This is a genomic window from Variovorax sp. KBW07 (assembly GCF_003852515.1).
Taxonomy (GTDB): Bacteria; Pseudomonadota; Gammaproteobacteria; order Burkholderiales; family Burkholderiaceae_C; genus Variovorax.
In genome coordinates this window covers 29,208-44,864 of the sequence record NZ_QAJK01000016.1, presented here as the reverse complement: position 1 = coordinate 44,864, position 15,657 = coordinate 29,208, and the positions used below count along the sequence as shown (strand labels likewise).

The following is a 15,657-nucleotide window of genomic DNA, read 5'->3' as shown; positions in this document are numbered from 1 at the left end:
ACCTCAGAACGGCGGTGAGACCACCGAACGCCAGCTGCGGCGCCATCCCTTTGCCGGGCAGCCGTCACCGGCCTTCTGCGTGCCGCCCACGCCGGTCAGGAAGCCGACCTCGTTGGTGCAGTCGGCATCGGGCTTCAGGTCCGGCCGACCTTCATTGGGTTGGCCGACCATGTTGCGCGAACTCACGTTGCCACGCGTGAACCCCCCAGAGGGAATCGAGACGATGGAATAAAGGTCGAAAACGCCATTCGAGTCGATGTCGAAGGAAGACTTGTTCTTGCCCGTCAAGGCGTCCAGCACATAGATGATGTTGGGCAGGCTGCCGGTGGCCGTACACGACTCGATGCCCAGGTTGCGGTCCTCCGGCAGGAAAGACGTGATCACGACGCTGCTGCCCAGGTTAGCCAGGTCGCCCACCACCCGTTCACCATTCGCCATGGCACCGGTATAGAGAATCGCACCAAGGTTCAGCACCCATCCTTTCTTCGTTCTCCAATCCACGGGGTTGCTGCTGACCTGGTAGAACTTCTTGCCGGTCTCGATGCCCGATCCGTCTTTTGCCGAGGCCAGGGCGATGGTTTGTTCCACCAGGTCCGTGGCTGCGACTTTGCCAAAGCCTGCCTTGTCGCCGCTTCCGATCGGTGTCTGGTCCCAGATGCCGTAGATGGCCTGCTTCGTCGCGGGTGTCTGCAGGTCGTCCTCGTCCAACAGGATGCCGGTGCCCACCACCACGATGGCGCCGCACTGCGTGGAAGTGCTGTACGTGCACGCAGTTGCGTCGCCGGGGTGCGTCTGCCATGTCGGCGTGGCGTAGATCGGCTGGTTCTTGCCGCCCGGGGTCGTGAACAACGGCCTGTTGTAGGACACCGAGAAACTGGCGGTGCGCAAGTCGAAACGCCACAGGTTGCCGTTGGCATCGCCCGCATAGGCAGCCACGATCCTGCGGCTGGTGTCACGCACAGCGACCACACCACCCAGGCCGCGGTTGCCACCGTTGACCGTATCGTCGTTACCGAAGCCCGCCGGCAGGGGAATGAATGCCCTCAGTTTGCCGGTGACCGCCTCCACCACGTACAGGCCCACTTTCTTGCCCGCGCCCGCGTAATGCCCGCTGCCCGTCAGCATGACCCAGGTGCCGTCGTTCAATTGGCCTGCGGTGGGGTTGTTGGTCACATTGGCCAGATCGCCGTACCCCGTGGTCTTGTTGTCGAGCTCCCAGAGAAAGTGATTCTTGGTCGGTGTCCGGTTGGCCGTGTTCATCGGCGACTCCAGGCCGTACATGAAGCTGCCCGCGCGCCCACCGGTGCCCAGCACCAACTGGCGCCACGCGGCCGCCCCGCCTGCGGGGGTCTGGCTGTTTCTGTCGTAGATGTCCTGTTCCACCAGCGGACCATCCAGGGTGTAGCGGAAGCGGAAATTCGAATTCGCCAGATCAATCTGCGAGGCCATCGCGCCCTTGGGCATGAACTCGGCCAATTCCGCACCGGCCGGGGTACCCGTCAGCGTGGTGTCGTCCTTGGCAGCGTTGAACACATGCACTTTGCCGTTGTTGGTCGCGGCAAAGATGGTGGGCGGTAGCGCGGACTTGCGCGCCTTGTAGGCGGCATAGAGGTCCTTGCCATCCACGGAACCGTAGATGCTGTAACCCATGTCGATGCGTCCGCCGACGAACACCGGCGGCGAGTTGACCGAAGCGCCAATCGGCTGCTTGCGCGAGCGATAGATGGTGCCGTTGATGTCCGTCTGCGGGTCTTCGCCCAGCATGTAGCGGATGAAGCTGTTGTCGAGCCTCTGCAGGTTGTCTGCGTTCAGCAGTGCCGTGAAGTCCGTCGGCAGGCTGTCCAGTCTTGTGGTGGGGGTCAGTTCCTTGCGCTTGGCAGCCCCCCAATCGGGGGCATTGGCGTCATAGGCCGACAGGGCAAAGATCTTCCGGTTTGCCAAGGCTGGCATCTTCGTATTGGCAGACCATGCCGGTATCGCTTTGCCGCTCCCATCCACATTGAGGTAGCCGCCATCGGCATTCAATCGGAATGCCTTGATGTCACCGCTGTTGTCTGCCGTCTGGTACTCGGTCGTGTACTTGTATTGGTTCTCCAGCGTCTGGAATTCGCTGCTATTGCCCGACACCGCCACGCCGGCATCATTGCCGGAGCCCACCATGCCGCTCAAGGCATTGTCGAGGGCGCGACGAACGTCTTCACCCGAATAGACGCTGTAAGAGCGACCGCCACCTGTAAAGCCCGCACGAATGAAGTCATTGACGCGCAGCGAATCGCTGGTGTTCGAACTGTTCAAATTGACACTTGATCTGTTGTCGGCCCATTTGGGTTGTGTAGCAGCCCGTCCCGCGAGCCAATCGTTGTTGTATGCATTGATCTGATCCCACGTCAAACCACCCGACGTTCCGGAATCGCCCGATGGCGTCAGCCCCCAACCAATGGTGTAGGTGGTCATGTTCTGCCAGAACGTCGGGTTGTGCTGCCCGTCGATGGCCGGAACATTATTGGGCAGGCTGGAAAAATCGGTATTCCAGAAATAACGAGCGGTCAAATCGGCGAAGCCATTGCTGCTGATTCCCCCGTCGCTGTAGGGGATGTAGAGATTTCGGGCCGCCAGCTTGGTTGTCAAAGTTCCGCTGTTGTACCCAGCAGCTCCATTGGGGTCGTATTGGAGCGTGGCCGGATTTCCCGAGGGATTTCCGCTGTAGTTGGTCGCCCCTGCCGTGCTGGCATATTTGGTGCCGGCTCCTTTAGTGGTACCGGAATTCCAAGCACCATCGGACAATACGATTGCATAAGCGCGCCTGCAACTCAAGTCCGTGTTGTTTACGGCACCCGAGCTCGTGGGGTCGTTCTTCCAGGGGTTGGTAGGTGTAGCGCCAGAGGAAGTTTGTGTTTCGTTGCCGGCAAAATAGTCGGCAGCAAGCATCAAGGCGTTGTGGCTAGGAGTGCCTCCGCTGGGATTAATGCCATAAATCCAGTCATAGAATTTTGTTTTCCAATTGTTTGCCGTGACATTGGGGTCGTCCTTGAAATAATTGACACCCCTCACGATGTGGTCCGCGGCATTTCCACCAGCGTTGTATTGAGCGTATCCCACCCTGAATTTATTTTCATAGCTCTGCATCGCCTGGCCCAGCGCCGTGCTGACTGCAAGCGTACGAGTTCGGTACCATTGATACCAATTCACAATATTCTGGCGCTCCAGATCGGCCGTGCAAGAAGTGGCATTTTTTCCGCACTCGGTTCGCTTGTGCCCGGCGGGAAGATCAACGGTGCCGGATCCTGGTGGATAATTTATATCGACCACAGTCCTGGTGCCGGAACTGGAACAATCATTTCCTGCGCATAGAACGTAGGTGAATTTTTTTCCACTTGCACCCGTTGCCGTTGTATAAGTCGAATGACTTGGCGCACTGTTGCCGGACGATTGGTTGTCTACGAAAACAATTGGATTTACCAGCTTGACGCCGCCCGAATTGACGCGGGCGGCATAGGTAATGGATGGGTTGTAGTATTGGGTATTGATGTCGCTGGACCGCATCGAATACCAGCCATATTTTCTATAGCAATCCGACCACCAATCCGTTGATCCCTTGCAATTGTCATTGACCGAATAACCGTCCTGGGCTTCGAAATCCATTGACCCAGAGTTGTCCAGCACGAACATCAAATTGGGCTTGGCGCCTGGCACAGCGCTGTACAGAGGCGCCTGGCTCGGCGTAGTAGCGGCGAATGCGTCACCTACAGGCAAGGCGGCGGCCAACCAGATGGCGGCAAGTCCGATAGCCGTGAACAGCAGATTCATGCGCGCACGCGCGCCTCTAGCAGGTGTCGGAACAGGAATTTGGGTCGTGGCGGTCATGCGGTCTTCCCTCTCGAACGGAGCTTCATGGAGTTGTCGTGTGTGTTCGGCTGGCCCATGGGCCATGCCGTCCGCGGAGTCATGTCGGTGTGCGCCGTCTTGGCAGTTGCTCAGACAAGCAGCGCAAGGGCCATGGGAACTACTGTCTCCAGCAATCTGCAACGTTGACGCCTGTCGCATCGATGGTTTTGGCGCCCAGGCTGTTCAGCATGAGCGTGCCGCACTTGTCGCTGGCCATGCTGCCAGCACGCGTGGCCCGAATGGTGTAGCTGGGTGGGACGTCACGGGCAAAGACAGCGATGTCGTAGTTGGCGGTGCCAGATTTGGGCGACTGGCGCAAGGTCTCGGGCAGCACGCTGACGTTGGCGACTTTTTGTTCGACTTCGGCGGTGGTGTTGCCCGCCGTGACGGTGTAGCGGTCGTTGGCCGAGTAGTAGCGCTGCATGTACTGGGCAGCTTCCATCAGGATGCCCTGGGCTTCGGCGCGTTTAGACCGCCGCATGTATTCCTGGTAGCTGGGCATGGCGACCATCGCCAGGATGCCGATGATCGCGACGACGATCATGACTTCGATCAACGTGAAGCCGCGGCCGGATCGACGGGAGTCGAGGGATTGACGTGTCATGGCGATGATGGACTTGTGCATGGTGGTCAACTGCCGCGCGTCAGCACGGACTGCATCCACGATTCGGCGCCCTGGGCGGACTTGCCTGTCGAGGACGTGAACTTGGCGTTGTTGGCAAAACCCCGGGCGGTGATCAGATAGCCAGTCAGCTTCGGAGTCGAGGTGGATTCGATCTTCTGGATTAGGCACAGCGGCGCATTTGTCAGCGGCGCGGTTCCGCCGGAATCCTTCTTGTAATAGGCTTCCGGGACTGCGATGGCGTTGGCGTTTTCCTTCCAGTTGGCCTCGAGGCGCCATACGGCCGCAGGGTCTGATTCCGAGCCGATGGTGGTTGAGACGATCTGGCCGCGCGGGCTGGGAGTCCCGTACTCGGTGTAGTCCTTGCCCTCACTATCGAAGATGGCGACCTGCTCGCAGAAACGCAGGGCTGTTTCGGCGGCCTCGCGCGCCACTTCCGCCGAACGAATGCCATTGATGCTGCGCTCGCTCTGGGTGGCATTGCGAATGGCGAAGGTGCCAAGCAGCGAGAGGATCACGATCAGGATGAGGGTGATGACCAACACGACGCCGCGTTGTCGACGGCAAGGGTTGCCCTGCTCCGTAGTAGCGGGGCTATCGAAGGCGCGACGCGAAACGGCGCACAAACCAAGGTTGGCGTTGAGGTTCTTGCTCATTGGACAATCACGCGATTTCTCAACAGAACCGTGGTGGTGTAGGTCCTGCGCAGGTAGCCATCCGTGCCGGAGGCATCGATGTTGTTGCAGTCCTTGTAGGCCATGCCACCCGTAGGCGCATCTTTCACAGGCTGGTCGCTGCGCATGAGCAAGCACACACGCACGCTCAGGACCCGGCCCCACCGGTCTTCGGTGACATTGGGCAACACACCTGTGCTGGTCAGGGCGTCGACACCGCTCGCGCTCAGATAGCTGATGATCTGGTGTCGCATGGGGTCGTAGGTGGCAGCCAGTTCGGCGCTGGGACGGCTGGCCACGCCGTAGAGGATCTGCATGCTTTCGACGTTGGCCAGTAGTGGCAGCCAAGACGTGCCGATGACGTTGTCAGTGCTGCTGGAACCGTTCTTCTCCGATCCACGGCACGACAACATGGGTTGCGTGTTCGCGTTTGTGACTGAATAGCGGTTGTCGGCCAGGGCGTAGCTTCCAGCCGCGCTCGCGGGCGTGGGTGGGGGACTCACCTGGGATGCGGTCACGGGGTTGATGCCATTCCCCACGCAATTCGTCGCCAGGGGAGTGGCGTCGTTCGTAGGCGTCGTGTTGTCGGAGGTAGCCTCGTAGCGGATGGCGATGGCATCGCTGCCAGCGCCCGTAGTGCAAGCCAGATCGCCGAAAGCAACGCTGGAATCGGTGAAGCCACCATCGCATCCGCGCACGGCGGGACCCGCGTAGTTGCCCATCACGGCGGCGCCACTGGCCGGGATGATCTGCCGGGAATAGCCCGCCTGCTTCAGTTGCTGCTGGATCAGGTTGAGCGCCAGGATTCCGTCCTCGTTCAGCTGTGTTTCGACCTGGGACATCTGGCTACCGCGACTGGACGCGACATACAGGGACAAGCTGGACGCCAGGATCACCAGTCCTATCGTCATGGCGATCAGCAATTCGAGCAGGGTGAAGCCGCCGACGTTGCGGCGCAGGCGCGGCAAAAAGAGGCGTGCCGTTCTCATAGCGTGATCCGGAAGTACATGCAGTTCACGGAAGTGCCCGCAGCGATGTTGGCCCCGGTGGGGCAAGGCTGTTGCTGCTGGAAAAAGCCTCCGGCCTCCTCGATGGCCGTCCAGATCAGCCAGATATTCAGCACGCGCGTGGCCGGCAGTCCGTTCACGCCGGGCGGTGCGGGGGTCAGGTCGGCTGTGACATAAGCCGTGCCGCCCGGCAGCCGGTTGGCGACATTGGTGAGCCACTGGGACTTGTCGTAGTTCGCGATGGCCGCGCCGCAGGTGTTGATCGGAGCGGTGGGATTGGAGGTGTCGACCTGGCAAGTCGCCGGTGCCTCCGTGGGGTCCGAAGTGGCTGCCGACCGCGAGCTGGCGTTGTAGGCGTCGGTGTAGGCGTAGTTCGCGAAGCCCGAAACATTGGCGCGGGCGCGCTCCGTGTAGTCGGCAACCAGGCTCAAGCCAGTGGCGCGCATGCGAGAGAACTGGTTGTACTTGACAGCCGAGGAAGTCAGCCCCGCCATGCCGAACAATGCAACGGCCAGGATGACGATGGCCACCAGCACCTCGATGAGGGTGGCGCCTCGCTGCGTGTTGTGGGTTTTCATGTTCATGAAAAGAGGTCGGGGCCGCGCCGAAGCGGCCGGGCGTGGCGATCTCATTTTTCGGTGGCGTTGTCGCAGCTGGTCGAATCCGCGACCGAACGGACGCGGCCGGGCTTGGTGATGCAGAGGCCCTTGCGCGCCCACGGGGTGGCGCTGGCGCTGGTGAAGCCGCTGGCTTCGATGTTGATGCCGTTGGCATTGGCCTGCAGCAGGCCGTTCGGAAGAAAAACGAAACGGCCCGCATTGCCGGAGTTGACGGTCGTCAGGGCGATCTTCGCGATGCCAGCCGGCGCTTCCTGGCGCAGCAGCAGTTCGTCATTCGCTGACGAAAAGTCGGAGCTGGCATCGCGATCGTTGTTGACGAACACGATCCAGCCGCTGGCGAAACCGTTGGCGCCCGCAGTGGACAGGCATGTCGTGGAACTGCTGGAGGCCACGCGACATACGACGACCGGACGCGCGCGGGCAATGGCTTCGGTTCGAGCGATGCGCAGGGAGCCGGTCAGGGCATTGACGGTATTGGAGGCGCGCCACTGAGTGATGAAGCGCGACATAGAAGGAGCGGCGATGCCCATGAGGATCGCCAGGATGGCAAGCGTGACGAGCAGCTCGATGGCCGTCAGGCCACGCTGCCCATGCGGCTGTCGAGAATCGAGGCGAATCGTGCGCATAGGGCCAAGCTAGTTTGAGCCGGTGTCATTGCAGCCAACTGCAGCCAGGCCACTCAACGCGCTGAGCGTGAGGCCACCAGCGTGCTGCACTGCACCTGACATCCCGATAGAAGTCGTTTGCACTTTTTGATAAATGTGTCTGTATGTGACTTTCGATGCTATTTTGTGGCGCCCATCCAGCAAGCACCATTTGTCGCCCGATGACAACCGTTCGGCGGAGGTGATCCGGCAGATTGATGCAACGCAACGGGTGCCCATTGCCGCTGAAAGCGAGGGAACGGAGGGCGAATGACGATCTGACGGGCCCCCAAGAAGAGGAAAACCGATGGATCGCGACACGGCGTTCAGCCCTATACCGCGCCTTCGCACCTAAAGGATTTTTCTCCCGGCGAAGTCGATGGCGGCGCCGTCAAGTCGAATCAGCAGGGAAGTGCTACTCGACAGCACGCCGCTGCCAACACGTCGAAGAACAGGCGCTATGGCTCGCACGCCGGGTGTTTCCGGCGAGCCACGATTGCGCCAGCAGTGCGCAGGACGATCCTGATGTCTCCTAGCAGGCTGCGCGTCGCCACGTACTGCGCCGCATGCTCAAGCTTGGCAGGCATCACCTCGGTCACGTAGAAGTTCTCCGGGTCATCCGCCTTGGCAAGCAACGTGGATTCATCCTTGAAAACCAGCGACGCGGGATCTGTAATGCCGGGCCGCACGCTCAGCACGATATCCCTCTGTGCCTGCGTGTAGAGAGCCACATAGTGCGGCACTTCGGGCCTCGGGCCCACCACGCTCATCTCGCCGCGCAACACGTTGATAAACTGCGGAAACTCGTCGATCTTGTGTCGGCGCAGAAAAACGCCCGCTCGCGTGATCCTCGGGTCGGCGCCTACGGTAATCCTGAGCCCGTCGCCCGTCGCCGCATGACGCATCGTCCGAAACTTGAGGATGGCAAACGGCCGCCCGCGCCAACCCACGCGCTGCTGGCGAAACAGCACCGGTCCCGGCGAATCGAGCTTGATCCAGAGGGCGGCCGCGACCAGCAAGGGAGACAACACGAGCAGGACGCCGAGCGCCACGCACAGGTCGAATACCCGCTTGCCCATCACCGCCCCAGTATCTCGCGCAATGCCGAAATCACCCGGTCCTGGTCGGCGTCGCTCATGGCCGTGAACAAAGGAATGCTCAGCATCCGCTGGTAGGCAGCCTCCGAGTGGGGAAACATTTCAGCAGTGAGTTGATAACGGTCGCGCCAGTAAGGCTGCCGGTGCAGCGGAATGTAGTGCACGCTGGTGCCAATACCCAGGTCCGACAGCGCCTGGATCAGCGCGTCGCGTGAAGTGATTTCCACAGCCCTGTCGTCGAGCCGGATCACGTACAGGTGCCAGGCATGCACTTCGCCGGGCTGCGGCTCAGGCGGCAGCAGCAGCGGAAGCCCGTGCAACTGTTCGCGATAGCGACCCGCCAAATGCTGCCGACGCGCCAGAAAACGAGGGAGTTTCGCCAGCTGTGCCAGCCCCATGGCCGCGGCAACGTCGGTCAGGTTGTACTTGAAGCCCGGCGCAACCACCTCGTAGTACCAGGCCGGGGTGGTCGAGCGAAAGCGGTCGAAGGCATCCCGGTTGATGCCATGCAACCGCATGATCCTGACCCGCTCGGCCAACGCCGCATCACGCGTTACCACCATGCCCCCCTCTCCAGTCGAGATGGTCTTGTTGGCATAGAAGCTGAACACGGTGAAATCGGACTCCAGGGTTCCAACCAATTGGCCACCGGAGGTCGTGGGCAGCGCATGTGCTGCGTCTTCCACCACCTTCAGCCCATGCTTGCGAGCAATGGCCAGCAAGGCGGGCATGTCGGCGGCAAGCCCCGCATAGTGGACCGGGATGATGGCCTTGGTACGCGCTGTGATCGCGGCTTCGACCTGTTGCGCATCGATGCAGAGCGTGGCGGGGTCTATGTCGACCAGCACCACATCCGCGCCCAGGTAGCGTGCCACTTCGGCCGTAGCCGTGAAGGTATGCGTGGTCGTGATGACCTCGTCGCCCGGCCCTATGCCGAGCGCTTCGAGCGCCAGGTGAAGACCCGCTGTGGCGGAATTGACGGCCATGCAGTGCAACTGCGGGGCGCCGAGAAAGGCCGCGAAGTCTTCCTCGAAAAGCTTGGCTCGGGGTCCCGTGGTGACCCAGCCCGAACGGATAGCGGCGGAAACCTCTGCGATCTCCTCTTCACCGGTGTCCGGCAATGCAAAGGGCAGGAAGGTAGGAGGTGACGACATGGGAGGGATCAATCAGAACGGTGGCTTCTCGATCCATGCGAGCACATGTGTGCGCAGCAGGGGAGTCATGTTGAACAAGGTGTAGAGCGAAGGGTGAAGCCGCACGACCTGGCGCGCGACAGGCGGCGCCAGCGTGACGCGCCGGGCATGCACCCGCCCCCCGGGAAAGAGCGCGCACACACGTTGCAGCGGTACGCCGCGCACATCGGCATTGCGCGGATTGTTGACTGTAAAGTCATACCAGAGCACGCCGCCGCCGGGCTTGACCCAGCGCCACATGGCGTCGGCCAGGCGCTGCTGGAAGGCATCGTCGAGAAGCGAAGAAAAGACGGTGGATTGAAAAACTATGTCTTGGCTGCCAGGCTGAACCTGCGCCTCGCAAGCATCGCCAAGGCTCAGTTGCAACTCCAAAGGCAGCGCGCGCCGGGCCTCGGCGTAGCGCTCTTCCAGCAATTCCACGCCTTGCAAATTCCGGGCATCGAAGCCGAAGCGCAGCATTTCCAGAAGGTTGCCTCCGCTTCCGCATCCAACTTCGAGGAGCGTCTTTTGCGCCAAGTCTTCTCCGCCCAAACGATGCAACAGCTGCAGCAAGGCTCGCTGCCGTTCGTGCACCATTTGCCAGACGGCCGGATTCAACAGGTTGTACCGCCAGTCGATGCCTTGGGTGCGCCGACGCTCATAGCGCTTGCGCACCGCGTCCACCTCGCCCGCGGCATCCGGTGGCGTGAGGCCGGTCCTCACGACACCGCCTCCACGAATCGCCGGGCCAGCACCGGCCAAGCATGGCGCTCGCGCACATACTCGCGCCCGCGCAGTCCCATGGCCTGACGGCTATCGATACTCATCCCCGCAAGCATGCGCAGTCCGCCTGCGATCGCGGGCGCCGACTCCGCCTGCACGGACACCCCGCAGCCCGCCTCAGTGACCGGGTCGTTGCCCGCCTCGATGGCACTGAGTACTGCGCAGCCGGCCATCATGTAGTCCATCAATTTGTTCGGGGCGATGCCGAACCTGAAAAGCGGCACACGCTGCAAGCCGATGTACGCCACGTCTACCGCTGACAGCAGGGTTGGAATCTGGCGCTTCGGAATGGCATCGAACATTGCCACGTTGCCCAGGCCGTCCGAGGCAACCCTCTGCTTCAGCCTCTCCCGCTCCGTACCCGAGCCGACCAGGACGAAGCTGAACGGCTCTGAACGCAGCATCGCCGCGGCATCGAGCAACGAGTCCAGTGCATTGGCCAGGCCATGTGCGCCGGCATAGGTCACGATCACGCGCCCTTCGCTGCGGGCTTGGTCGATATGCCGAGCAAGCGCCGGTGACAAGGCATCTCCCGGGTGATCCCATTCTTCGCTCAGCACGCCATTTGGCACGATGTGCAGCCGGGACAGATCCAGTCCGTGCGCCGCCATGTGGTCATGCACCTTGGGCAGCATGGAGATCACGATGTCGGCTCGCTTGCAGGCGAAGTTTTCCGCCATCTGGCACACAGCAATGAACGGATGCCGCGCCGACATGCCGTTGAGTTCCATCGGCGACAGAGGCCACAGGTCATGCACCTCGTGCACCAGCTTGGCCGCGCTCAGTCGCGCGATGCGGTGTGCCGGCCAGATGTCCATTGGATAGGTGCTGGAGGCCACCACGACATCGGGTTGGAACTCGCGCGCGAGCCGTTTCGCATCCCCCATCAACTGCGCGCAGAACGCCGCGATGTTCAATGCACGCCCGCCCCCGTTCCCCTGATAGCGAGGTGTGCGATACCAAAGGTAGTCGATGCCATCGATCGTCTCTTCATGCCGGCGACCGGTGAACGCGGGCTGAATACTGCGCACGTGCGATTGCGACGCCGCGACGATTCGTACCATATGGCCGGCGCGAACCCATTCGCGCGCCAGGTAATACGGGCGGTACTCCATGCCATGCCGAATTGAGCCGGCATAGTGATTGATCAATAGGATCTTCACACCCGCGATCCCTGCAGGATGTCCGCGATGCGCCGCCCGGCATCGCCTCGCCCATACGGCTCGATCGGCTGGCCCGATGTGCCCAAAGCGGCGCGAAAGGCCTTCAGCAATGCTTTCGCCGAGCTAGGCGGTGCAAGGCGATTCCAGCCAGCTTCGACCAGCTCAACCCACTCGGTCTCATCGCGCAGCGTGACGCAGGGCTTGCCGAAAAAGAAAGCCTCCTTCTGCACGCCGCCCGAATCGGTCACGACCAATTGCGCGGCCTGCTCCATCTCGATCATGTCGAGGTAACCGAGCGGTTCGGTGCAGTGCAAGCCTTTCGTTGCAGTCACATCGAGGTCCAGCTTGGCGAGGGCGCCTCGGGTTCGGGGGTGCACAGGCCAAACCACATTGATGTCGTTCGCCAAGCCACTCAATGCCTGTACGATCGCTTGCAGGCATTCAGCGCTTTCGGTGTTCTCGGCGCGGTGAACGGTTGCCAGCACGAATGGGCGCCCTGAGAGCTGTTCGAGCACGAGTGGCCGTTCGCTACGGCCTCTGGCCACTTCGGCAAAGTGCAATGCGGCGTCGAACATCACGTCGCCTACCTGGTGGACATCTGGGCCGGCGATCCCTTCACGCTCCAGATTGCGCACTGCGGCTTGAGTCGGCGCGAACAGCCAACGCGACATGTGGTCGGTCAAGACTCGATTGACCTCCTCGGGCATTCTTCGATTGAATGACCGCAGCCCTGCTTCGACGTGCGCGACCGGGATGTGGAGCTTGGCTGCGGCCAGCGCGCCCGCCAACGTGGAGTTGGTGTCGCCATAGACCAGCACGACATCAGGCCTCTCTTGCATCAGTATGTCCTCGATGCCTTGGAGTTGCGCGCCTGTCATCGCCCCATGGGCACCGCCGTTTACACCCAGATTCCAATGGGGCGCGGGAATACCTAGCTCTCGAAAAAATACATCCGACATGTTGTCATCGAAATGCTGGCCGGTGTGAAGCAAGCGCTCCTGCACACCGCAGATCTTTCGAAACATGGCGCTAAGAACCACGGCCTTGATGAATTGAGGGCGAGCACCAACGACGGTAATTATTTTCATATCAACTGACTCAAAGCATCGCTAGAAAAGACTGCTTGCTGACTCATTCGCACCTCACCCCTCGAGATGCAGAGTGCATGTTCGAATTGACGAATTTCTGCTCAGAACGGAGTCGGGTCAATTCACGCCATTGAAACAAGCCAAGGCAATTGAAAATTACAGCCATTGAGCCAATGGCCAAGAGCTTCAATATGACAGAGACATTGATGGTCGAAGCGAGATGATCCCCCCACGACACCAAGCAGACCATGGCAATGTAGATGGCAGTCGCCGACGCCAGAGCTCGCCAACGAAGCGGCAAAGCATATAGGCGCTGACTGGCTGCACACCAAAGCAGCAGGAATACAGCAGAGGTCATGCAACTTGCAATGGCCGCGCCTAGTGCACCCCATTTTGGGATCAGCCACAGATTCAAGCCGATGGCCAGCGCAGCGCTCAGGCTGGTGAGAGATAGCTGCCACAGCGTTTTGCGGGCGATCGCAATTCCAGGCATAAAAATGTACATTTGACTCAGTAGTGCCGCGGGCGCCAACCAAGGCAAAAGCGCCGCCGAAGCCTGAAATTCATCCGATGCCACCCAGCCAATCAAGTCCCGCGAAAACGCGCTAAGCAGCAGACATACCAGCATCGCGACCCCGACAAATACCTCAAAAATACGCGCCAGTTGCGCCGGCACACCAGGCTCACGATGGTGTCGATAAATAAGGGGAGTCAATGCCCCCTGCAACCCCACAATGAGCAGCAAAGTCAATCCCGCGATTCGCTGTCCAACGCTGAAAATCCCAACCTCCGCCAATGACGAAGCCATCGAAAGAATCCATCGATTGACATAAAAACTCGCGAATATTGCTACGCCGCTTGGCACCAACGGTAATGAATAGCGCAGCATGCGAAGCAGATCTGGTCTGGCAAGAGTCAGACCGATCCGCCCTCGCAGCAATACGGCACTGACTACGCAGCCGATTGCAGCAGCCAGCGCTTGGCCCCAGAAGATTCCTTGCAGCCCGTAGATCCAACCCAGTCCCGCGCCAAAACAGAGAGTAAGTACACCGTAAAGGATGCTGACTGCAGCATAGCTGCGCGCGCGCAAGTTCCAGCGAAATTGATTCTGCAATTGCAGGAAAACCGCATTCGCAGCGATGAAGATCAGGCCGACACGGAATTCGGATAAGAACTCCGTTGAACCCAAGAGCGCTTGTGTCAACGCCGGCGACATCAAAAGCGCCAATGCCAGAAACCCGAGATGCGCGAACAAAGTGAATGTGACTGCCGTGCTGGCCAGACTACGGCCATGCGCTGCTCCTGGCTGCTCCGCCCACTCTCGTGCGAGCCCCTGCCCAACCTCCAAGGCTACGACCAGATTTATCAACAAGCCGGCCGTCAGGATAAGGTCAAGCGCGCCATAGCTCTGTGGATTGAGCAGGCGGGTGTAGATCGGAACGATAAGGAACGTCACACCGCGAGAGAACACGGCTGCGATGGCATACACCATGCCATCTCGCAATAGCCGCTCCATCACGGTGCAGCCCCATCATCGGCTGGCGCCCCCGCAGACTGCACTTTGGCCCAACTTGCAAACGCCGTTTCGAGCCCAGGCTTGTCCTTGACTTGCAACGCGCCGATGCCTGCGTGATTGATGAGTTGACGCACGCGCTCTTGAGCGGCGCTTTCCGATAGACCACAGCCTGCAAGATAGGTGACATCAGCTGGGTCGTACCACCAAGTGGCTGGTGCTTCGCCACGAATGATCCGAAGCAGTCGTCCAGCGACCTCTTGGCAAGACCATTCGGATTGAACGAAATGCCGAGCTGCATCTGCCAGTTCCGCGCGGGCGGCGGCGGAGCACACCAGTTCATCCAGCGCCTGCTCGAGGAGGTCGGGCGCGACAAATCGCGTCGGTGGCACGGGCATGCCCGTCAATGCACTCGGCATGTCACGCGCGAAGTAGCCCCCCACGAGGGTCGGCTTGCCGAACAACGCAGCCTCGGCAGCAAAGCCAGCCATGGGCGTGTCTGAATACATCTGATCGATGACCAGATCACAGCGTTGCAGCGCGGTGAGCACGGCCTCGTTCGACAGGCCCTTGAGTGTGACCAGTTCGATCTGTACGCCGCGCCGCTGCAAACGCTCGACAGCGGCTTGAATCAGGGCCGTCCCCTTGACGGCGGAATTGGAAGGACTGTGAATGATCCGCAGCGGCGTTGTTGATAATTTCTTGGTATCTACGACGGTCTGTGCCACAGCCGAAACGTCACGCGGCAGCCCGAGAGCGAACCAATTTATGACCGGACGCTCGTGGAAATGAGAGGTCCCAGGGGCGTTGACGCATACCGTCGCTTGACGTTCGATTCGGCGCACCTTGCGCTTCTGACGAAGAGTCGCACGGCACATGGCGGCAACCGTTGACATGGGCCACGCCCCATTGATGTAGGGCGGACGCGAATCCGAACCAAGAAAAATAACGACCACCGGCTTGCGCAGCACGCGCAACAGCAAGAGCTCAAGCGATGTGTTGGTCAGGGTTTTTCCCGCCAGAAATACAAAGGCATCGTAGCGAAAGAGCGCCCAAAGCAATACTGGCCAGCACAACACGAGGTGGCACGCATAGGCAAGCCCCTTCAGCGGAAGCAACCGCATGGGGATCTTTCGCGCCTGTGTACCCGCCCACTTCCACACTTTCACCAGCAGGGACGCGGGCTCCTGAGCTGCGTAGCCAAAGGGATGTTGGCACTCCAATACCAGATCCGAAGAGATGTTGAGTTGCGCCAACCCCTTCTGTAATCCCTGCGCCACGCCAGCAACTTCGACTGGTCCGATCAAAACCCTGGAGAAATTTCGAGGAACCATGTTCTTCGAGCTCACCCGCTTCGCTGGGCAAGTAGCTCATCGCTCAGACGTTGCC

At 60.6% G+C, this 15,657-nt stretch carries 13 protein-coding genes; all 13 read right to left on the bottom strand.

All coding sequences use genetic code 11. The features are described 5' to 3' along the window. Positions 1-3: 3 nt before the first annotated feature. Positions 4-3,864 carry a pilus assembly protein gene (locus DBV14_RS03335; RefSeq protein WP_260396797.1) on the bottom strand — a complete coding sequence of 1,287 codons (3,861 nt, stop codon included), beginning with the start codon at positions 3,862-3,864 and terminating at the stop codon, positions 4-6. 139 nt (positions 3,865-4,003) lie between these two features. Further along, complete coding sequence (locus tag DBV14_RS03330) at positions 4,004-4,510, bottom strand: type IV pilin protein (protein ID WP_185545912.1); 507 nt, start codon at positions 4,508-4,510, stop codon at positions 4,004-4,006. 5 nt (positions 4,511-4,515) lie between these two features. Continuing rightward, on the bottom strand, positions 4,516-5,163 hold the full coding sequence (locus tag DBV14_RS03325) for a PilX N-terminal domain-containing pilus assembly protein (RefSeq protein WP_124457777.1): 648 nt from the start codon (positions 5,161-5,163) through the stop codon (positions 4,516-4,518). Then, positions 5,160-6,170, bottom strand: a complete 1,011-nt coding sequence (locus tag DBV14_RS03320) for a PilW family protein (RefSeq protein WP_124457776.1) — start codon at positions 6,168-6,170, stop codon at positions 5,160-5,162. Before DBV14_RS03320 ends, DBV14_RS03325 begins: the two co-directional genes overlap by 4 nt. Continuing rightward, the gene (gene pilV, locus DBV14_RS03315; protein ID WP_124457775.1) at positions 6,167-6,772 is read right to left on the bottom strand and encodes a type IV pilus modification protein PilV; all 606 of its coding nucleotides are present in this window, start codon (positions 6,770-6,772) and stop codon (positions 6,167-6,169) included. Before pilV ends, DBV14_RS03320 begins: the two co-directional genes overlap by 4 nt. Positions 6,773-6,816: 44 nt before the next feature. Then, entirely contained in the window at positions 6,817-7,434 is a 618-nt protein-coding gene (locus DBV14_RS03310) for a GspH/FimT family pseudopilin (protein ID WP_124457774.1), read from the bottom strand. 476 nt (positions 7,435-7,910) lie between these two features. Beyond that, complete coding sequence (locus DBV14_RS03305) at positions 7,911-8,531, bottom strand: sugar transferase (RefSeq protein WP_124457773.1); 621 nt, start codon at positions 8,529-8,531, stop codon at positions 7,911-7,913. Further along, the gene (locus DBV14_RS03300; protein ID WP_185545911.1) at positions 8,531-9,703 is read right to left on the bottom strand and encodes a DegT/DnrJ/EryC1/StrS aminotransferase family protein; all 1,173 of its coding nucleotides are present in this window, start codon (positions 9,701-9,703) and stop codon (positions 8,531-8,533) included. The genes DBV14_RS03305 and DBV14_RS03300 overlap by 1 nt, the downstream gene beginning before the upstream one ends. Positions 9,704-9,715: 12 nt before the next feature. Then, positions 9,716-10,444 carry a bifunctional 2-polyprenyl-6-hydroxyphenol methylase/3-demethylubiquinol 3-O-methyltransferase UbiG gene (locus DBV14_RS03295; protein WP_260396796.1) on the bottom strand — a complete coding sequence of 243 codons (729 nt, stop codon included), beginning with the start codon at positions 10,442-10,444 and terminating at the stop codon, positions 9,716-9,718. Further along, positions 10,441-11,667, bottom strand: a complete 1,227-nt coding sequence (locus DBV14_RS03290) for a glycosyltransferase family 4 protein (protein ID WP_124457771.1) — start codon at positions 11,665-11,667, stop codon at positions 10,441-10,443. The genes DBV14_RS03295 and DBV14_RS03290 overlap by 4 nt, the downstream gene beginning before the upstream one ends. Next, a complete protein-coding gene (gene wecB, locus DBV14_RS03285) occupies positions 11,664-12,755 on the bottom strand; it encodes a non-hydrolyzing UDP-N-acetylglucosamine 2-epimerase (RefSeq protein WP_124457770.1) in 1,092 nt (363 codons plus the stop codon). The genes DBV14_RS03290 and wecB overlap by 4 nt, the downstream gene beginning before the upstream one ends. 43 nt (positions 12,756-12,798) lie before the next feature. Continuing rightward, a complete protein-coding gene (locus DBV14_RS03280; RefSeq protein WP_260396798.1) occupies positions 12,799-14,271 on the bottom strand; it encodes a lipopolysaccharide biosynthesis protein in 1,473 nt (490 codons plus the stop codon). Beyond that, the gene (locus DBV14_RS03275) at positions 14,271-15,617 is read right to left on the bottom strand and encodes a hypothetical protein (protein WP_124457768.1); all 1,347 of its coding nucleotides are present in this window, start codon (positions 15,615-15,617) and stop codon (positions 14,271-14,273) included. Before DBV14_RS03275 ends, DBV14_RS03280 begins: the two co-directional genes overlap by 1 nt. Positions 15,618-15,657: the final 40 nt, after the last annotated feature.